The organism is Arthrobacter sp. SIMBA_036, from assembly GCF_046535135.1.
Taxonomy (GTDB): Bacteria; Actinomycetota; Actinomycetes; order Actinomycetales; family Micrococcaceae; genus Arthrobacter.
Genome location: NZ_JAWRXG010000005.1, coordinates 217390 through 236999, shown reverse-complemented (window position 1 = coordinate 236999; position 19610 = coordinate 217390). Strand labels below are relative to the sequence as shown.

Here is a 19610-nt window from a genome sequence, read left to right as displayed (position 1 = left end):
TTCGACGATGTGATTGGCTGGCTCTCCGACGCATTGGCTGGCATGGTTTTCGGGCATGTTTCCGGCATGCCCAGAAAGCGGTTTCGGAGGCTCTGCTATGAGCCTATGCAGTTTTGGCAGCTCAGTCAGTAACCCAGCCTGATCCTGTTTTTCCTAGGTTTCATAGACCTACCCACTATGATGGCCTTTCACACATTCGCGTCGCAGAATAGAACAATGGGTCAGAGCGCCGAGTTCGGTAAATTCCTTAAAGCCATGCGTGCGCGCCTCTCACCGGAGGACGCAGGAGCGCAGGATTCCAGCGGTTCGCGCCGCGTCCCCGGGCTGCGCCGGGAGGAGGTGGCACGCCTCTCGGGTGTGAGCACCGACTACTACACACGGCTGGAGCAGGGCAGGAATATCCACCCCTCCAAGGCGGTCCTCGACTCCGTTGCCCGCGCTTTGCGCCTGGATCCCAGGGAGCACGCGCACATGATGGACCTGATGGAACACTGTGCCAGTTCTGCAGGAAATCCCGGACCGGCACAGAAAGTCCGCCCTGCCCTGAGGCAGTTACTCGACGCCGTCGGAGACGTTCCAGCCATGGTGCTGGGAAGGCGTTCGGACATCTTGGCCGGGAACCGCTTGGCGTACCTTTTGTTCGCCGATTTCCCCGCATTGCCGGCTCCAGAGCGAAACCTGACGCGCTGGATCATCCTGGACCCCGCAGCGGGAAAGCTGTTCCGGGATTGGAAGACTGTGGCCGCAGAAGCGGTCGGAGCTCTTCGCATGGATGTGGGCCGCCATCCGAACGACCCCCAAACCAACCAACTGGTAGGCGAACTCGCCGTGCAAAGTGAGCACTTCCGCCAGTGGTGGGCCGGCCATCGGGTCGCGGCGCGGCCCGCGGGTACCGTTCGGTTGCACCACTCTCTGGTGGGGGATATGGAACTGAACTTTGAGACGCTCAGTCTCCCGGACGACGCCGACCAGTCACTTCGGGTGTATTCGGCGAAGGCGGGTTCGCCGTCGTCGGATGCTTTGACGCTGCTCAGCAGCTTTGGCGCGGTAGACGCAGTAGACACAGCGCCACTGCCCACACCCGAACCCGCTCGCCGGGATGACAATTAATGCCGATGTTCTTCTGAAACACCGGCATTAACTGTCATCTCGCGAGGCGAGGTGGGATTAGCGTTCCAAACGGAATCCGAGCTTGATGGTGACCTGCCAGTCGGCAACTTTCCCGTCTTCGAGGTGTCCGCGGATTTCCTTGACTTCGAACCAGTCCAGGTTCCGCAGGGTCTGGGAGGCTGTCTCGATGCCGTTCCTGACGGCATCGTCCACGCCCTCAGTGGAGGTTCCTACGATTTCCGAAACGCTATATGTGTGGCCAGCCATGGTGCTCCTCATCATTAAATGCGGTTCTACGTCATTGGATCTTGTTATTCCGGCCGGGGCGGCCGTCCATGCAGACTAGCCCACGGATCACCGTGCGGCCATAGCTTGCCTCGGCTCAGCTTTCCCGCCAGTCGTGGCTGGTGATGTGCGAACCCGCCTGCGGTCCCATCTGCAGCATTCCGCCGTCCACGGGCCACGAGGCGCCGTTGACATAGCTGGCCGCAGGCGAGGCAAGGAAGGCGACGACGGCGGCAATTTCGTTTGCGTGGCCGGGGCGTCCCAAGGGAACTCCTGGCCGTTCTTCCTTGGTGGGATCCTCGTCCGTCTGCCCCGTCATCGGGGTGGCAATCTCGCCGGGGGCCACATTATTGGCGGTGATTCCGTGCTCGGCGAGCTCCAGCGCCATGGTCTTGACCAGGCCGCCCAGGCCATGTTTCGAGGCATCGTAGGCTGAGGCTCCTACGCGAGGCTGGAACTCGTGGACACTCGTCACGGCGATGATGCGGCCACCGCGGCCGGCCTGCACCATCCGCTTGGCCGCAGCCTGCATTGCCACGAAGGCGCCATTGAGGTTGGTGTTGAGGGTGGTCATCCACGTTTCGTAGTCCAGGTCAAGGAATTTTGTGCCATCGCCGGTTCCGGAGTTGTTGACGAAGACGTCCACTCCGCCCAGTTCCTCCGCGAGCTGGTCCACTGTCGCCGCTGTTTCGGACGGCTTGGTGGTGTCCAATTGCTTCACCACGGCCTTGCGTCCCAGGCTGCGGATCTCTTCGGCTGTCGCCTCCGCTCCCTGCTCATCAGAGTGCCAGGTGACGCCAACGTCCATGCCAGCCTGCGCCAACGCCACAGCTGTGGCCCGGCCGATGCCCGAATCCGATCCCGTCACTATGGCGGTCCGCGGGTCAAATGCTTGCTCTGCCATGATCTTGCCTTTCGGTCGTGTGATCGTTCCGATGATTTATCCCTACCCGGCCGCGCGTCGTCGTAAACACTCCTGCGGCATCGCTTCCGTGCCGGGCCGCTGATGGCGTGTAGATTCGTGGGGCAGCACCCAGTGAATCTGAGACCCAGGAGAACACATGACAGAAGTTATCGTCGTCGGCGTTGACAACAGCGAAACGGCCAAACGTGCAGCAATGGCGGCAGCGAAGCTCGCCACAGCCACCGGAGCCGAGCTCCACGTGATCAGCGGCTTTTCCGACGACCGCATCGAGGAATTCGGCAGTGGCAGCGACCGCATCATTGTGTCCTCGGCCGATTCCGCGGAATACGTGGCCCGTCAGGTATCCGAGGCGCTCGATGTTCCCAAGGGCAAGGTCAAGTACTCCGCCGCCCGTGGTAATCCGGCCAATGCCCTGATCAGCTATGCCGAGGCCACCGATGCTTCGGTGATCGTCGTCGGCAACAAGCGGATGAAGGGGCTGGGCCGGGTACTGGGCAGCATCGCCAACAGCGTGGCTCACGGCGCCCCCTGCAACGTGTACATCGTCAACACCGAGGTTGACGCGTAGCCTGCTCCACCACGTAGAGCCCATCCAAGTAGGCTGCTGCTACTTGGATGGGCTAACGGGTTTGGATGGGCTAACGGGACGTTTTCCTGGATGCAAGCGCCTTCACCGCCAGGACCGCCCCGGCACCTACCGCCAGCCACGGACCGGCGACAATGATCGGGTCCAGCCACTGATGCTTGGTGTCAGCCCGCTTCTGTCCACGCCGTGAGCTCATGCCTCCGCTCTTGAATTCGCTGAGGACCCCTGTCTCCGTAATGGGATTGTCCGGATGCCGCGTTCCCAAGGACAGCAGATGGCTCTCCCACGCGTTGACACGGTCAGCGGCCAACAAGATCAGCCAGTGCGCTGCCCGGCCCTCGCTGTATTTGTAGGCATACTTCCGCATGACACCGGACAGGCCCGACGGCGGGGCTGAAGTTCCGAAAACGGGCGTCAGGAACCTGTGTTCAATGGAGCGTTCCCGAGGCGATTTCTCCTCCTGGCGCTCCGGGAAGTCCCAGTGCGCGCCGGTCTTGATGCCAGGTTGCTCGCGGGGAAACGAGGGCCTGTCCTTGGGATCCAGGTCTGCGCCCCACCCGGGAATCCTTGCCCGTAGCTCCTCCGCTGTTTCCCTGGGCTGCGGCTTTTCTGCCGTGTAGGGCATCTTGTTGCTTCCGTTCTCTTGCATGGTCAGCTCGCAGACGGTGTGATGATCGGCTTGATGCAGTTATCCAACTTCGCGGAGAAGATGTGGTAGCCCTCGGCGATGTGCTCCAACGGGATCCGGTGGGTGATGATGTCGCTCGGTTTCAGGTAACCGTTCTGGATGTGTTCGAACAACCGGGGCCACTGCCTTTTCACCGGGCACTGGTTCATCCTTAGCGTCAGTCCTTTGTTCATGGCGTCGCCAAACTTCACGGCGCTGAACATCGGGCCATAGGCGCCCATCACGGAAACAGTTCCACCCTTCCGTACCGAATCGATGGCCCAGTTGAGGGCTACGGGGGAGCCGCCCTGAAGCTTGAGCTTGGCCGCGGTAATGTGCTGGGTGAGGTTTCCGTCAGCTTCGGCCCCTACGGCGTCGATCACTACGTCCGCGCCCAGGTGGTCCGTGGCTTTCTTCATCTCCACCACTATGTCGTCGTATTCCGCGAAGTTGTACGTTTCCGCGTGCGCGAACTCCCGGGCCTTGGCCAGCCGATACTCGAGGTGGTCGATCACGATCACCCGCCCAGCGCCCATCAGCCAGGATGATTTCGCCGCATACAGGCCAACAGGGCCGGCTCCGAACACCACCACCGTGTCACCTTCGTGGATGTCGCCTAGCTGAGCCCCGAAGTACCCGGTAGGGAGGGCATCGGTGAGCATCACCGCGTCCTCCTCGTCCATCCAGTCGGGGATTTTCACGGGCCCGACGTCGGCGAACGGCACCCGCACGAACTCCGCCTGGCCGCCGTCGTAACCACCGCAGGTGTGGGAGTAACCGTAGATGCCACCCACCGCCGTCGCGTTCGGGTTGACGTTATGGCAGTTCGAATACAAGCCTCGTGCGCAGAAGTAGCAGGAGCCGCAGAAAATGTTGAACGGCACCATCACGCGATCGCCCACCTGCAGGTTCTCCACCGATGGCCCTACCTCGTGAACCACACCAACGAACTCATGGCCAAACGTCATGCCCACCCGGGTGTCTGGCATCATGCCGTGGTACAGGTGAAGATCGGAGCCGCAGATTGCCGCGCTGGTCACGCGCACAATGGCGTCGTTGGGATGTTCTATGGGTGGGATGTCTTTTTCTTCGACCCGAATCTTGTAGGGGCCCCGGTACACCATCGCTCGCATTTTGCCGCCTCGTTAGCTCGCTATCGATACCGTCAAGATGCTAAGCCTACTTATTATCTGTGTCTAGCCCCTCCGGGTAGCAGCAGGGTCCAGCACATACGTCTTCAAGTCATCCAAGGTCTGCTGCATGTGCGCGTCCATCGCGAGCCGGGCCTCGTTGGAGCTCCGCGATTCCAGGGCAGCGGCGATCTTTCGATGATGGCTGATTGCGTGTTCCTGGATCTCGGCAAAGGCGGACGTCTCAGCCCGGCGGGCCTCCAGGACGCGGTGCAAAGGTTCGAACAGGACGGCCACGAAAACGTTCCCGGATGCGTGCAGTATGACGTCATGGAAGGCGAGGTCCGCTTTGACGAAGGCGTCGAGGTCATTGCTTTCGTGGGCCTGCCGCATCTTCTCCAGGTGTCCTTGAAGGTCACTGAGCTCCTGGTCTGAGACGCGTCCGGCGGCCAGTTCACAGGCGCCGGTTTCAAGCATGCGGCGTAGCTCGATCAGCTGGACGGCCGCGACGGCGTCGTTGGTTCCTTCGGACGCAGCCCGCAGGACGGCTTCGAGCGAGCCCCACTGGTTGAGTGGGGTTACGAAGGTGCCGCGCCCCCGCTCTACGCTCAGAATCCGCTGGGCTTCGAGGGTTTTCATGGCCTCCCGGACGGTCATGCGGCTCACCTCATGCTTGGCGCTGAGCTCAAGTTCACCGGGGACCACGCTTCCGGGCGGAAACTCGCCCGCGATGATCCGGTCCAGTAGCTCATCAGCTACGACGCCGACAAGCGACTTGCGTGCCATGTGTCCCCGTTTCCTCAACTCCGGCCTGCGCCCGAGTCTTCCTATGGCCGCAGGGATGTCAGACATCTTACGCTGGTGGCGGCCCGCCGGAGCTCCAGAACTTGACCAGTGCCGCGGCGCATTCGTCCGGCCGTTCCCAGTGCACGCTGTGCCCAGCCTCGGGAACCACCCTCAACTGCCGCCCCGGTTTAGCCTGGACACCCGGTTTAGCCTGGACAAAGGCCTCCATTTGGTCCATGGACCGCACCCGGTCACCCGATCCCGCGATCACCAGCAAGGGCGCGTGAACACGCCCGGGCACTGAAGGTTCGACGCCGGTCATCGCCGCGGTGGCGCTGGCGGACAGTACGGGGAAGGGCACATCAAAGCCACTGCTGAGCAACTCCCTGGCATCCTCCGGCAGGAGGGGCCCGAACCAGGAATCCATGAGTTTGGCCTTGGTCCCGGCGTCGACGAACCCTTGCTCCACTTGCGAGAGCAGGAGGCGCTTAGAGGCCTCTTTCGGCGGAGCCGGAACCATGCCCACCAACGTCACCGTGGCCACCAGGTCCGGTCGGTCCGCTGCCAAGGTCAGGGAAACGCTGCCTCCCATCGAGTGGCCCACGAGGTGTACCGGCACCTCGGTTCGGGCCGCGATGGCTGCGGACACAGACGCAGCCGCGGATTCCAGCGTCCATTCACGGCCGGATGGCCACAACTCGCCGGGATGGTAGCCCGGAAGGTCAAGAATCCAGACTGGCCAACCGGCGTCGAGCAGTGTCGAGGCCAGCGGTTCCCAGTAGACCGAGCCTGACGCCCACCCGTGAATCAGTACGGCGGGCGCGGCGTCGGCTGCGGGTCTGGCTGGTCCGCGGACATCCACGAACGGAAGGGGGACCGAAGAGCCAGCCATGCGTCCAGCCTAGCGACGGTTGAGCCTAGCGAAACGTTGCGCCCCGAAGGCCCCTGTGCCATGCTAAAACAGCAAATGTCTGACATCTTACATTCCACCATCGCCGCGCATCCCCACGGAGTGACACATGATCCTTGAAGCTGAGATTTTGGCCGGTTTCCCGCCCGAGATCCGGATTCCCGCGCAGCTGGTTGCCGACGCCGTCGCGGCATCGTCCGCAACCAGCCCCCGAGTCCTGGTAGTCCTCGACGACGACCCCACTGGAACGCAGTCCGTCGCCGACCTCCCCGTGCTCACCCGTTGGGACGAAGCAGACTTCACCTGGGCCTTCGCGCACATCCGTGAGAACCTGACCACGCCCGCCGTGTATGTCCTCACGAACACCAGGAGCCTGGACCCCGAAGAGGCCGCAAGCCGTAACCAGGAGATCGTTCGCAATGCCCTTGCCGCTGCCGCAACGGCCGGGCTGGTGCTGGGCTTCATCAGCCGCAGCGACTCGACCCTGCGTGGGCACTACCCGCTGGAACCGGACGTCATCGCGGCCACCATCGCCGCCGAAACCGGTGAAACCACTGACGGGGTGGTGATCGTTCCGGCATTTCCCGACGCCGGCCGGGTCACCATCGGGGGTGTGCACTACATGCGGGGCTCCGGAGAAGACTCTGGCACCCTCACCCCCGTTGCCGAGACTGAATTCGCCAAAGATGCATCCTTCGGGTTCGCCAACTCCGAGTTGGCCAAGTACGTGGAAGAGAAGTCGCAAGGCCGCTTCCCTGCGAACCGCGTGATTGTCTTGGACCTGGACATTATCCGCGCCGGCGCCGCTGCCAACGATCCCGCAATCTCCGCCAACGCCATTGCCGATGTCCTCGAACGGGCCACCAACTCCACCCCGATAGTGGCCGACATTGTCACCGAAAACGACTTCCGCGCCCTGGCCCTGGGTCTTGAGGAGGCGGAACGCCGCGGCAAGAAACTCCTCTACCGCGTGGGTCCACCATTCGTGCGTGGCCGCATCGGCCAGGAAATCCGCGCCGCACTGACCTCCAACGAAGCCTACGCAGGCAACTCTCCTTCAACAGCTGGGGGCCTGATCGTCGTCGGCTCCCACGTCGGCGTGACCACCCGCCAACTGAACCATCTCACCGCCGAACACCGCTCGGCGCGGACCGTCGAGATCGACGTTGAACAACTGCTGGGCGAAGAAGCCGACGCCTATGTCGCAATAGTGGTATCCGACGTCGTCGACGCCCTCCATCAGGGCGATGTCATTGTCCACACCAGCCGCTTGCTCATCAAAACAGACGACGCCGCGGCGAGCCTGAAGATCGCCCGCACTGTCTCGGCCGCCGTCGTCGCTGTTGTGAACCGCACGCTAAAGGCGTTCCCGCCACGGTTCGTCATTGCAAAGGGCGGCATCACGTCCTCCGACGTTGCAGCACACGGGCTGGAGATCCGCCATGCGGTGGTCCGCGGTCCCATGCTCCCCGGCATCGTGTCCCTCTGGGAGCCGGTGGACGGTCCCGCGAAGGGCATCCCGTTCATCGTCTTTGCCGGCAACGTGGGCAACGACCAATCCCTGACCGACGTAACGCGCAAACTCAGCAACACCTTCTGACCGCCACGTTTCAATGGAGAACATGATGACCAGCAACAACTTCACCGTCGCCGTCCTGGGCCTCGGCGCCATGGGCCTACCGATGGCGACTCGCCTCGCAACCGAATTAACGGTCCACGGCTTCGACATCGCCGACGCCCGACTGGAGCTCGCCGCAAAGGCCGGCATCAAGACTTTCGGCTCTGCCCGCGAAGCATGCGACGGCGCCGACGCCCTCCTCCTTGCCGTGCGCAACGGCGACCAGCTCAACGAGGTCCTCTTCGGTGAGGACGGCGTGGCCTCGGTCCTGAAGCCGGGCGCCGTCGTCATTCTTGGCAGCACCGTAGGCACCGAAGCCATCCCCGCCACGGTGGCGCAGCTTTCCCGGTACGGCGTGGCGCTGGTGGACGCTCCGCTATCTGGCGGCCCGAAGCGCGCCGGGGAAGGCGACCTGCTGATCGTGGTCGGGGCTGCGCCTGAAGCACTCGAAAAAGCCCGGCCCGTGCTCGAACTGCTGGCGTCCACCCTGAGCGTCGTGGGCGACAAGCCGGGCGACGGCCAGGCCCTCAAGACCGTCAACCAGTTGCTGTGTGGCGTCCATATCGCAGCCGCCGCTGAAGCGATGGCCCTCGCCGACGCCCTCGGCCTCGACCAAGCCAACACCCTCGCCGCACTCGAAGCCGGAGCTGCCGGGTCCTTCATGCTCTCCAACCGCGGCCCCCGGATGCTTGAGGCCTATAACGACGACGGCGCAGAGGTCCTCAGCCGCCTGGACATCTTCGTCAAGGACATGGGCATCGTGGGCAAAGCCACCCGCTCCGCCGGCTTGGCCACCCCTGTGGCGGCTGCTGCTGAACAGCTCTACCTTCTGGGTCAGGCCCAGGGCCTTGCCGCCGCAGACGACTCAGCCGTTATCAAGGTCCTTGCGCCGACCAAGCGGAATCCGGAGGCTAGGATCAAGCCATGACCCTGGCCTCCCTGGTATTCGCCTTCATCGCTGCCGTGCTCCACGTGTACATCTTCACCATGGAATCCATCACGTGGACCAAGCCGGCCACGTGGAAGCGGTTCAGCCTCACCTCGCAGGCCGACGCCGAGACCACGAAGTCGCTCGCCTATAACCAGGGCTTCTATAACCTATTCCTGGCCGTCGGCGCGCTGATCGGCATCGTTGCCGTGGCCATGGGCGCTCCGCAGGTCGGTTGGACGCTCATCTTCGCCAGTTGCGGATCGATGCTGCTTGCCGCGCTGGTCCTCGCGGCCAGCGGCAAAAAGTACCTCCGGGCGGCGGCCATCCAAGGCACGACGCCGGCGCTCGCCGTCGTGCTCGGCGTGCTTGCTGTGGCCCTGGGTAGCTAAGGCCACGGGGCTGGCTTGCTGGCCCAAGTACCACTGCGGGAGCAGAATGGAGGCAACACGCACGGGCGTGCTTCATAGGGAGAGTCATGGAGAGGAACGGGCACCCGGCCGCCGAGCAGCGGACTGCGCAGGGCGAGCCGGCACCGGAGAGGGAACCGGCACCGCAGAGGGAGCCGGCCATCGATCTTGTCCGGTTTACTTGCCTACTCTTGGTGGTGGCTGCCCATTGCCTGATGGTCAACCCCGTCCTGCATAGGGACGGAACAGTGACAACCCGGAACACGTTGATGGACCAGAGCTGGTTCGACCCCGTGGGGTGGGTGTTCATGATCGTGCCGCTGTTCTTCGTGCTGGGCGGCGAAACCGGGCTCCAATCATGGCGGCGCCTGCGAGCCCGCGGCGGTAACGGATTCGACTTCGCCCAAATCCGGCTCCTACGCCTGGTCCGCCCGGCCATGGCCCTCCTCGCCATGATGTGGGGAGGCCTCTGGGCGGCGTTGCTGCTGGGTGTGGACCCCAGGGTCATCCAGCTGATGACCACCGGCGCCGCGATGCCGCTCTGGTTCTTGGCGGCGTACCTCACCGCCCAACTCAGCATCCCGGTCATGTCCCGGTTGCACAGCCGTGCGCCGATGCTGACTTTGGCCGTCTTGGTGGTGCTCATCATCACGGTCGATTCGCTGCGTGGCGCCCTTCCGATTTTGGCATTTATCAACATGATCTTCGTCTGGTGTGCGGTACAGCAGCTGGGGTTCCTCCGGGCCGACGGGTTTTTCGACAACCGCGGCCGCACGTGGTTGGTTGGCGCGATCGCATCAAGCAACGTCCTCTTGGGCCTCGTCACGGGGGTGGGCGTCTACCCTGGGAACATGGTGGTGGACCTCAATCCTCCTAACCTGTGCCTACTCCTGCTGGCTATCTCACAGACCGCGTCCCTCCAGCTCCTCCGGAATGGAATCGATGCCGTGGCGAACATTCGCTGGGTCCAGATGGTCATCGCTGTGGCTGGTAGGCGTTCCATGACGGTCTACCTTTGGCACCTTCCGGTCTTGGTGGCACTATCCGGGCTGCTGTTGCTCACGGATATTTCCCTGCCTCCGGACGACGCCGCCGAATGGTGGTGGGCCCGGATCCCGGTCTTCTTCGCAGTCATTGCTGCCTTGTTGCCCGTCGTCTGGATTTTCGGGCGTTTGGAGAACCGTCCGACGGCGGCCAGCCACGCGCGCGGCCCGTCGCATGTCGCTGTGGTGACGGCCGCCGTCGTGGTTTTTGTCCCTGTGGCGGACGCAGCTTTCAATGGCCTGACGCTGGCGTTGCTGGGCGGGGGAGCGGCGTGTTTCGCCCTCGCGGTGCTGCTTTTGGGCAGGGTCCCAACCCCTGTGCTGCCTCCCTTGGAAGAAATCGTTCCGGAGCCGTCAACGGAAATTCGGGCCACGTTGCCAGAGCCGGGTTTACGTGCCAACCTCGAGTCATGAGCGAGTACACGGATTCCCTGGCAGAGTCGTTCCCGGCGGGGGTTACCACCACACGCAACGACAAATTCCACCGCTACGAGCTTCACGTCGGTGGCGAGCTGGCAGTGATTTCACAGTTCCTCGACCGGCCTGGCCACATCGACTTCACACATACCGAGACGAAGCCCGGGTTCACGGGCCAAGGCCTGGCGAAGGTGCTCGCCCACTTCGCACTCGATGACGTCGTGGCGTCGGGCAAACGGATCATTCCGCATTGCCCGTACATAGCGGCCTACTTGAAGAAGCACGAAGGATACGGACAGGATGTCGACTGGCCTTTGGAAAAGCCCGTGGGCGAGCCGGATAACGACTGACCGCGGCTGCTAGGAGTAGAGTCGCACCCGAGCTTCGCATTCCTCGCTAACTTCCTGCCCCTCACCCGTGGTGGCCCTGACTGCCACTCCGCTCACCAAGTCCGCCCCGCGGCGAACGTCTTGTGAGGTAATGCAATAGCTGAACCTTTGGGAGCACATGTCGCCCGCTTCCAGGGTGCCCAACAGATGCGGCGAGCAGGGCAGTGCCTCGAGATTGCCGCTGTTGGCGCGGGCTTTGTTCCGCGACTTTCCCAGCCGAAAGTAGGGAATCAGGGTGATCCCCCGCAAGGGTGTTCCGCCGTCGTTCATGACATCCGCGGTGAAGGTGACAACTTGGTCTGCAGAGGCATCAAACACGTCCGGGGTGTGGATGACTGTCAGTCCTGGCACAAAGGCGACTGCGTTGCTGCTCCCGCAATTGGGGCCGCTGATGACGTGGAGTCCCGTGGTGAGCTCTCCCAGCCTGGACAACCAGAGCCGGACCGTATCCAAGGGAACGCCCAGGTGTTCGGCTACTTCATAGGGGCCGACCCCTTCGGCCACCGCCGCCAGGAACTCCGTACGGACGGAGCTCATAACGCTGGAATTCGGCATGCGAAAGCCCCCTGATCGCTTGCCTCCTGCGTGCCCTTTGTCAGGTTCACCGTATCCGTCGGCGAAAGAACCGGCAACTGACACGGTACGGTCCAGGTCGGGCCACGGTCCGGGTCCGATGCTGGGACTGGTAGTCATCAATTAGGAGTGCTGGAGGGTCCTTCGACTTCCATAATGCCCATATGGCCAGGCCTCGGTCGCGGTGCGCGGCGTCGGGGCAGGAGAGGCGGGAGGGCGGTGGACGCCCGGTATGGCAATCCGTTCCTCGTGGCTCCGAATGGCCAGTCCTTCCGTGAGCCACTGAGGGAAACAATGGCGTCATGCTCGTCGGTAATGACCTGCCCACGGCACGTAGCCCGCACCTGCATGGCGCTGATTACGCTGCCTCCGTGGAGGTGATCCGAATCGGTCACCAAGTAGGAGAAGCTCCGCATCACGGATTGGCCGGGACCCAGCAGCGCAATCTTGAGATCGCGTTCCACCGGTTGGGATGTGTACTCAAGCATCTCCATCCCCTCATTGGTGAAGGAACGGGGTATCAGGCGGACGTCCTTGAGGTGGCTCCGGGAGTCGTTGGTAATCCACGCCGTGAAAATGACGACGTCTCCCGGTATCGCCACAGGCCTGTCCGCTCCATAAACCAGGGCAATATGCCCTGCGTTCTTCTTCTTGGCCAGCGCGGCCGAGCGGTGTGCGGGCAGGGTACGCACTATTGCGGTTTGTTGCTGTCTGGCGTCGTTGTGGATGGCTCGCATCAGCTTGAGGAACGGGCGACGTCGAGCATCCATGGAAGCACGGGGAGATCCGGCGGCGTCGCCGATGTTACCGGTGTCAGGGGTCATGCCCTAGGAGTGCGGCAAGCGTCGGAATCGTGACGAAAAATAGTTAGGTTCTCTACAGGTACTTCGGCACCGATTCAAGTCACACAGGTTGTGATGTCACACTACTGTTTATGGATCAACTATTTGCGGTCGGAGCCGATGGGGCGTCTCCGGACTTGGCCAAGGCCAAGGACGACGATCCCCATATCATCGCCTTGGTCCGCCAAGGCGTTACCGATGCCTTTAACGTGCTCTACGAGCGCCACTTGAAGGTGGCCCAGTATGTTGCCCGAGCGCAGACGGACAACCCCAGCGACGCCGATGATGTTGTGGCGGAGTCCTTCGCCGCGATCTTCCAACTGCTGCGGGAAGGTAAAGGGCCCAACGAGTTCTTCCGCTCCTACCTCCTCACGGTGGTCCGCCGGACAGCCCACGATCGGAACCGTAAGGCCAGGAGGATGGCGACCGCAGCCGATGATGCGATCCTCGATACCGCCGTGACCGATTCGGATCCCGTGCTAAGTGATCTTGAGTCGACCATCATGGCCAAAGCATTCAAATCGCTGCCTGAACGCTGGCAGGCAGTCCTTTGGCACGTTGACATTGAAGGCCTGAAACCTGCGGCCGCGGCCCCCTTGGTGGGCCTCACCCCCAACGGTGTCTCATCCCTGGCCATCCGGGCGAGGGAGGGCCTCCGCCAAGCCTACCTGCAACAACACATCAGCCAAACGGTGGATGCAGCCTGCGGAGAATTCGCCAGCCAACTGGGTCGCTATGCCCGCAACGCACTGAAGCGAACCTCCCAAGAAAAGGTCAGTGCGCACCTTGAGACGTGCGCTAAATGCACCGCGCTGCTCATTGAGCTCAACGACGTTCAGGGTGGAATGCGGGCAGTCCTGATTCCGCTGATCACCGGGATCGCATTCACTCCAGGCGTTGCGGCGTCTCTGGCATCTGCTGCGACGGCGATGGGGCCGTCCTCAGGAGCGGGGAGCACGGCGGTGCCCGCCCAGGCTCAACGGCCCGGAGGCCTGGGCCGGCTGGTGAGGTTGGCGGCGGCTATTGCGTTGGGGGTCGTTGCGTTGGTGGCGGTTCTCGTCTGGTTTGCCCAAGCGAGTTCGACCACGCATGCTCCCGTAGCCACCGACGAAGCCAGCAAAGCCCCTGCCCGGCCAACTGCCGGTAACCCGTCGCCCATTGCCACGGCCAACGCCGGGCCCACCGTCACGCCCAGTGTCCCCATTTCGTCGCCGAGTTCGACGCCGGAACCGGGCTCCGCGCCGTCGTCGCCCGCTGCTGCGGTGCAGGCTGGGGAGCCTGCAGTGTCTGGGCCGCAAGCGACTGTCGTTGTGGTCCCCAGCGTGGGGCTGCCTCCGCGGAGTTCCACGGTGGTGGACTCCGGCCTGGTGTCCGCAACGACTGCGCCCCAGGCGGTTGCCGCGGCGTCAACCGAAACTGTTGATGCAACGTTCGCTTCTTCGATTGGCCCATCGGCGGCTGAGCGGCAGCTACAGGTGCAATTTAGTTTGCAGGGTAATGGAACGCCGACCGCCGCCGAAGTGGTCTTCACCTTGCCGGACCAAGCTGGCTTCGTTCAAGGAAGGACGCGGGCACCCTCCGGGTGGACCTGTGCCGACACGGGCTCTGCCGGCAAACAGATTCGGTGTTCCACCGATGCCATGGATCCTCAACAGCTTGCGTTCGCGCTCGAGGTTTCTTTGCCGGCTGGCAGCGGCAGCGGAACCCTGAACTACCAATTCGGTGGTCAAGGGATCGTCCCAACCACGTTCTCCAACACCTTCAACTAAAACTTAAAAACTTTTTTCGATTTCGCGTCACGATTTACGTAGTCCCGCCACTGTGTCTTTGGGCTCCTGTTGTTTGGATGCCCTGGCCGACCGCGGAGTGTGCTTCGGCCGTGACAATATCGGTTGAGCCAGTCCTACGGAGAAGTACGAGAATCATGAAGCCCACACGCCCACCGAGGATGCTGGCGACCCTCGTAGCCGCAGCGGCCATCTCCTTGGGAGCGGGCGGCGCACTGTCAGTGCCCGCCCAAGCGACGGTTCCCGCCCAAACATCGGTTCCCGCCCAAGCGAGGGCGCTGGTCCCCACCACGGCGCCCGGCACACCCGGTGCCACCCAGCCTGGAGCGGTCATCTACTCCGAGGACTTCTCCAACCAGGACGCAAGTGGCGGCGCCATCAGCATCCTCGATTACGTTGGAGGGCCGGCCGCCGCAGGTGAAACGTACAGCGCCGATCTGCCCTACACCCCGGCCGGAGGCCAGTGCGACGGCTGGATCCTGAATTCCTCCAGCCCGCTGCCAACCTCGGATGCAGGTTGCGCCCACAACCAGCCCAATGGATGGAACCAAGTCCGCGACATGGCCATGAAACTGGGCCTTGCGCAGGGACAAACGCCAGCACAGGCGGCAAAGAACCAGGTTTTGTCGGAATACACCAACAGCATGTCGGGAGCAATCACGGCCGGAAGTGAACTCCGCAGTGGAAGCACGGGAATACCTGCCATCGCCGGCCACTACTACGCGGTCTCGGGCTACTTTGCCCAAGTCAACTGCCAGGCGACGCACGCCAGGGAGACCTTCAGCCTCCTCGTCAACGGCTCACCGGTGGTGCTCGGTGCGCGACTCGACCCCTGCGGGGCCAACACAACCCAAGGCGGCAGCACTGAAACCACCAAGCTGGAGTCCGCTGCCTACCGGATCCCCTCCGGCCCGGCGATTTCCCTTGGCCTGGACATCAGGAATGAGGCCAGCAGCGGGGTCGGTAACGACGTCGCCGTCGACCTTCCGCAAATCGTAGACGTCACGCCGCAGCTGGATACAGCGTTCGCGCCGGCGTTGATTGCTCCGCACGGAACTTCCACGTTGACGCTGACCGTCACGAACACTGATGACCTCAAGGCCAAGCCGGACTGGTCCATTACCGATAACCTCCCGGCCGGACTGGCTGTTGCGGCGGTCCCGAATATTGGCGGTACCTGCACCCAAGATCCAGGTACCAACCCGTATTCGGCCAATGCGGCCGCGGGGAGCAACTCCGTGACTGTTTCGGGGGGTGGCCTGGCCCAGGGTGTTTCCTCATGCACGGTGACGGTGGATGTCACGGCGCAAGGGGAGGGGACATACACCAACCGGGTCGCCAACGTTGTGACTAATTTGAACCCGCCGGCTAATGCCGCCCTCGTGGTACGTGCGCCCAGGATCGCGCTCAGCGGTGCGTTCGCCACGCCTCGGCTGAACGATGCGGACCAATTCACCATGGAGATCCACAGCGGTTCGCCCGATGGCCCAATCGCGAACGACCCCACCGCTTCCTCGACCACCGGTTCGGGCTCCCTGGTGGCCGCGGGCACTGGCGATACCGGCCGCTCCATTGCGGACTCCGGAACCACGTACTATCTGAGCGAGTCCGGCGGCGATCTTTCCGACTACGCGAGGTCCATCACCTGTGCCGACGCCAATGGTTTGCAGCCGGGCCTGCCTGCGGGTGCCTCCCTGTCCGGCTCCCTGTCCGGCTCCGTGGCCGTGAGGCCTGTGGCAGGATCGGACATCAGCTGCGTGGTGACCAACACCGCACTCGCGTCACCGGGCCTTACTTTCGCAAAGTCGGCCGACGTCGGCAGCCTTCATTCGCCACCGCTCGCCGGTGACCGGATCACGTACGCGTTCACGGCGAAGAACACCGGCAATGTCACGCTGCTGAATGTGGCCGTCGAGGATCCGATGCCCGGCCTCCCGGCCTTGGCCTACGCTTGGCCGGGAACCCCGGGCAAGCTGCTCCCCGGCCAGACTGTCACTGCGACAGCGACGTACCGCATCACCCAATCGGACATCGACGCCGGACACGTCGCCAACAGCAGCACGGCCAGCGCAACGCCCGTCGTAGGACCCGGGTTGCCTGCTGCTTCAAGTTCCACCGACACTCCCTTGGTTGGTGCACCGGCCATGTCATTTTCCACGGTGGCAGATGTCTCGGGAATGCATTCGCCGTCGGTTGTGGGTGACCCGATCAGGTACAACGTCACAGCGAAGAACACGGGAAATGTCACTCTGAGGAACATCTCCATCGTGGACCCGTTGCCTGGTCTCGCGGCCCTAAGCTACGCCTGGCCAGGTGCCTTGGGGGAGCTGCTGCCAGGACAAACCGTCACCGCCACGGTCAAGTATGAAGTTAAGCAACCGGACATCGACGCCGGGCACTTGCTGAACAGTGTGACGGTGGGCGGCACTCCTCCCTCCGGGGTTCCCCTGGCGCCTCCTCCCGTCGCGGTGGACACTGCGTTGACGCCAAACGTCGGCCTGCAGTTTGCCAAGGCTGCCGATGTTTCACGGGTCGGCGATCCAGCACGCAGCGGGGATGTCATTACCTACACGTTCACTGCCCGGAACATAGGCGCTGTCAGCCTGCGTGCAGTGGCAATCAACGATGCGCTGCCTGGGCTTTCGGGCTTGGCGTACAAATGGCCGGCTGCTGCCGGCACCTTGCTCCCGGGCCAAACAATGACGGCCACTGCGACTTACGTGATCAACGGAGCTGATGTGATCGCCGGCGCTGTTCGCAACACAGCCACGGCCAGCGGCACACCTCCCGCTGGCCCAAGGACCACTACACCCCGAGCCAGCGTGGTTGTCACCTTCCCCTCACTTTCACGCTCGGATTCCGGTGGTGGAGGCAACGGGAGTGCACCTTGGGGATCTCCGGGCACCGGAGCGGGAACCGGTGGGGTTGGAACCGTCAGCTGGGGAGTGCCGGGGGTCGGGGTGGCTGGCTCGGGAACAAGCGGATCGGGAACGGGCGGCTCCGGAGTCGGCGCGTCGGCAGGGCAGGGGATGTCCAGCAGCGGCCCCCAAGCCTACGGCTTTTTGGCCTCGACCGGCGTCGCGCTCACGGCGATACCCGTTGCGCTGGTTGCGATCGGTGCAGGCATGTTCCTTCTCCTAATGCAGCGTCGGAGAACCCACCGCCAAATAGCCAGCGCCGAACAAGCAGCGCCAGACAATTCAGGAGCGTGAGGCGCGTAGTCTGGGCGGATGACGACTCGAGCCAATGAACTCACTGCCTTGGTCACTGGTGCCAGCGCCGGCCTGGGCGCCGAATTTGCCCGTCAACTGGCCGAAGCGGGGCATCATCTGGTGCTGGTAGCCCGTGACGAGCAGCGCCTTGCGGCTAAAGCGGAGGAGCTTGAACGTGACTTCAGCATCTCAGTGGAGATCCTCCGCGCAGACTTGACTACCGACGTCGGGGTTTCAGCTGTTGCAGACCGCTTGCGGGACGCTGGACGTCCTGTGGATGTGTTGGTCAACAACGCGGGGATCGGGCTGTTGAAGTCCTTCGAGCTCAACAGCGTGGATGAGGAGAGGCGGCATCTTCGGCTCCATGTCCAGACGCCAATGGAACTGTGCCACGCCGCTCTGGAGGTGATGCTGGCGCGGGGGAAGGGCCGGATCATCAACGTGGCCAGCGTTGCCGCCTTCGCCAACCGCGGCACTTATTCGGCCGCCAAGGCATGGCAGGTGACGTTCAGCCGATGGGCGAACACCGCGTACGGGAAGTCCGGGGTGCAGATCACCGCGGTGTGCCCGGGCTTTACTCATACTGAATTCCACGAGCGGATGGGCATGGACAAGACCGTGGCTCCCCGTATCCTGTGGCTCACAGCCGAGCGTGTGGTTCGCGAAGGGTTGGCCGACAACGCAAAAGGCAAGGGAGTTTCCATTCCCACTCGCCGGTACAAGGTGGCCAGCTTTTTCGCGAAGATCCTGCCCGCCAAGCTCACATCTGGTCCACGGCGCCGTCCACTGGCCGGTTAGAGGCGACTCGTTAGCGGCGCCGCTGGACCACCACCGCCGTCGCGATCCCTACCGTTGCTCCCACGAAAGTTTCAATCGCGCGTTCGGTCACGAGCACCCCGGGGTTTATGGGTGCCGCGAGTTGCCCGACCAGAAGGATCACGGGCGTGAAGAACACCATGGCCCAGCCGTAATGCCTGGCCATGAACAGTTCGGTGGGGAATTGGCAAAGGATCACCACCGCGGCGAGCACCACAGCGGCGTGGCCTGGAAAGTACTGCAACGGCGACAGCGGGCCCGGGAAGAGTACGACGGCGACCACCGCCAACCCGAGGAACGTCCCCACGATGCGGTGGATACCACGGTGGACGCGGCTGGGCAGGTCCGCGCCGGCAAGCGGAACAGCCGCGGCAGCCATGGCCCAGTGCGGGTGGCCGCTGCCGGTAAGGACGCCGATAATGCCTGTGACGCCCACAGCCAATAAGTAGCGTGCGGCATGTACCAGGCCCGCCCGGTTCAGGGGGCCGCGGAGCAAGGAAATATTTCGGGTGGCACCCGCCAGCCACGTCCGCCGTCGGAACCAGCCGGCAAAGCCGATCACCACGGAGAAGGCGGCGGAGGCCGCTGCGATGAGTACCGCGACGGCCCAGGGGACATTCGTTGGGACGGAAGCGCAGGCACCCAGCGCCAAGATGCCGAAGAAGGGCCCGATGGGTTTGAGCCGCACTGCGTCCGCATACAGTGACCCGACTCCAGCGAACAGTGCCTCTACCAGCACCAGCCACCAGGAATTGATGTGATTGACCGATAGGGCCACCCCAATGCAGACGCCACCAAGGAGCATCGCAGCGGCTTGGCCTTGGTGCTTAAGGCGGAGTTGGTGGGATTCATGGCGGCCGTACATGCCTGTCAGTGCGCCGAAGACCGCGTACATCATCAACTCGGGCCGCCCGACCAAGACCAGGAAAACCCCCGGCACGGCAACGCTGACAGCAACCCTCAGGGCCGAGAGCTTGTCGTTGTTCGCCGGGCCCATCCTGTACAGATCGCGGGCATGCCCCAGGAACGTCGGCACGGGTACACCGCCAATCATTGTGGGTCGTGAGCGCATTGTGGGTGGTGAGCGTCGTTGCCTGTTACGAAAACTATCAGGATCGTGCGTGGCGATGCCATCGGGCATTCACAACCCGTAGCAAGCGTGCGGCGCAGGCGGCC

General features: G+C 63.3%; 19 protein-coding genes. 10 read left to right on the top strand and 9 right to left on the bottom strand.

Annotation, left to right across the window (positions count from 1 at the left end):
- Positions 1–216 precede the first annotated feature (216 nt).
- Positions 217–1110, top strand: a complete 894-nt coding sequence (locus SB659_RS09280) for a helix-turn-helix transcriptional regulator (RefSeq protein WP_410550206.1) — start codon at positions 217–219, stop codon at positions 1108–1110.
- Positions 1111–1167: 57 nt separating this feature from the next.
- Here SB659_RS09280 and SB659_RS09275 read toward each other — a convergent pair whose 3' ends face one another.
- Both SB659_RS09275 and SB659_RS09270 read right to left on the bottom strand, forming a co-directional pair.
- Entirely contained in the window at positions 1168–1377 is a 210-nt protein-coding gene (locus SB659_RS09275) for a dodecin (protein WP_284977055.1), read from the bottom strand.
- 115 nt (positions 1378–1492) lie between these two features.
- Positions 1493–2299 (bottom strand): SDR family oxidoreductase, encoded by an 807-nt coding sequence (locus SB659_RS09270; protein ID WP_284979390.1) that lies wholly within the window; start codon positions 2297–2299, stop codon positions 1493–1495.
- A 157-nt stretch (positions 2300–2456) separates the two neighbouring features.
- Between SB659_RS09270 and SB659_RS09265 the strand changes: the two genes are divergently transcribed.
- Positions 2457–2888, top strand: coding sequence for a universal stress protein (locus tag SB659_RS09265; RefSeq protein WP_284979389.1), 432 nt, complete (start codon positions 2457–2459; stop codon positions 2886–2888).
- Positions 2889–2958: 70 nt separating this feature from the next.
- On the opposite strand, the gene SB659_RS09260 is transcribed toward SB659_RS09265, so the two are convergent.
- The 4 genes from SB659_RS09260 to SB659_RS09245 form a co-directional block, all read right to left on the bottom strand.
- Positions 2959–3531 carry a hypothetical protein gene (locus SB659_RS09260; RefSeq protein WP_410550238.1) on the bottom strand — a complete coding sequence of 191 codons (573 nt, stop codon included), beginning with the start codon at positions 3529–3531 and terminating at the stop codon, positions 2959–2961.
- 26 nt (positions 3532–3557) lie between these two features.
- The gene (locus SB659_RS09255) at positions 3558–4706 is read right to left on the bottom strand and encodes a zinc-dependent alcohol dehydrogenase (RefSeq protein WP_410550205.1); all 1149 of its coding nucleotides are present in this window, start codon (positions 4704–4706) and stop codon (positions 3558–3560) included.
- A 63-nt stretch (positions 4707–4769) separates the two neighbouring features.
- Positions 4770–5489 (bottom strand): FadR/GntR family transcriptional regulator, encoded by a 720-nt coding sequence (locus SB659_RS09250; protein ID WP_410550204.1) that lies wholly within the window; start codon positions 5487–5489, stop codon positions 4770–4772.
- A gap of 67 nt (positions 5490–5556) precedes the next feature.
- Positions 5557–6381 (bottom strand): alpha/beta fold hydrolase, encoded by an 825-nt coding sequence (locus tag SB659_RS09245; protein WP_410550203.1) that lies wholly within the window; start codon positions 6379–6381, stop codon positions 5557–5559.
- Positions 6382–6508: 127 nt separating this feature from the next.
- Here SB659_RS09245 and SB659_RS09240 point away from each other — a divergent pair, with 127 nt between their 5' ends.
- The 5 genes from SB659_RS09240 (at position 6509) to SB659_RS09220 (ending at position 11165) form a co-directional block, all read left to right on the top strand.
- Complete coding sequence (locus SB659_RS09240; RefSeq protein WP_284979385.1) at positions 6509–7999, top strand: four-carbon acid sugar kinase family protein; 1491 nt, start codon at positions 6509–6511, stop codon at positions 7997–7999.
- Between the two features lie 25 nt (positions 8000–8024).
- The gene (locus SB659_RS09235) at positions 8025–8945 is read left to right on the top strand and encodes an NAD(P)-dependent oxidoreductase (RefSeq protein WP_410550237.1); all 921 of its coding nucleotides are present in this window, start codon (positions 8025–8027) and stop codon (positions 8943–8945) included.
- A complete protein-coding gene (locus tag SB659_RS09230) occupies positions 8942–9337 on the top strand; it encodes a DUF1304 domain-containing protein (RefSeq protein ID WP_410550202.1) in 396 nt (131 codons plus the stop codon). The genes SB659_RS09235 and SB659_RS09230 overlap by 4 nt, the downstream gene beginning before the upstream one ends.
- Positions 9338–9423: 86 nt before the next feature.
- Positions 9424–10812, top strand: a complete 1389-nt coding sequence (locus SB659_RS09225) for an acyltransferase family protein (protein WP_410550201.1) — start codon at positions 9424–9426, stop codon at positions 10810–10812.
- Entirely contained in the window at positions 10809–11165 is a 357-nt protein-coding gene (locus SB659_RS09220; RefSeq protein WP_284979381.1) for a GNAT family N-acetyltransferase, read from the top strand. The genes SB659_RS09225 and SB659_RS09220 overlap by 4 nt, the downstream gene beginning before the upstream one ends.
- Before the next feature lie 9 nt (positions 11166–11174).
- Here SB659_RS09220 and SB659_RS09215 read toward each other — a convergent pair whose 3' ends face one another.
- Positions 11175–11759, bottom strand: coding sequence for a helix-turn-helix domain-containing protein (locus SB659_RS09215; protein WP_284979380.1), 585 nt, complete (start codon positions 11757–11759; stop codon positions 11175–11177).
- A 137-nt stretch (positions 11760–11896) separates the two neighbouring features.
- Positions 11897–12601 (bottom strand): hypothetical protein, encoded by a 705-nt coding sequence (locus SB659_RS09210; protein ID WP_284979379.1) that lies wholly within the window; start codon positions 12599–12601, stop codon positions 11897–11899.
- Between the two features lie 110 nt (positions 12602–12711).
- Between SB659_RS09210 and SB659_RS09205 the strand changes: the two genes are divergently transcribed.
- The 3 genes from SB659_RS09205 to SB659_RS09195 all read left to right on the top strand — a co-directional run bounded on the left by SB659_RS09205 (position 12712) and on the right by SB659_RS09195 (position 18416).
- The gene (locus SB659_RS09205; protein WP_284979378.1) at positions 12712–14388 is read left to right on the top strand and encodes a sigma-70 family RNA polymerase sigma factor; all 1677 of its coding nucleotides are present in this window, start codon (positions 12712–12714) and stop codon (positions 14386–14388) included.
- A gap of 155 nt (positions 14389–14543) precedes the next feature.
- Entirely contained in the window at positions 14544–17618 is a 3075-nt protein-coding gene (locus SB659_RS09200; RefSeq protein WP_410550200.1) for a hypothetical protein, read from the top strand.
- Between the two features lie 18 nt (positions 17619–17636).
- The gene (locus SB659_RS09195) at positions 17637–18416 is read left to right on the top strand and encodes an SDR family NAD(P)-dependent oxidoreductase (protein WP_284979376.1); all 780 of its coding nucleotides are present in this window, start codon (positions 17637–17639) and stop codon (positions 18414–18416) included.
- A gap of 10 nt (positions 18417–18426) precedes the next feature.
- On the opposite strand, the gene SB659_RS09190 is transcribed toward SB659_RS09195, so the two are convergent.
- A complete protein-coding gene (locus SB659_RS09190; protein WP_410550199.1) occupies positions 18427–19488 on the bottom strand; it encodes an FUSC family protein in 1062 nt (353 codons plus the stop codon).
- Positions 19489–19610 lie beyond the last annotated feature (122 nt).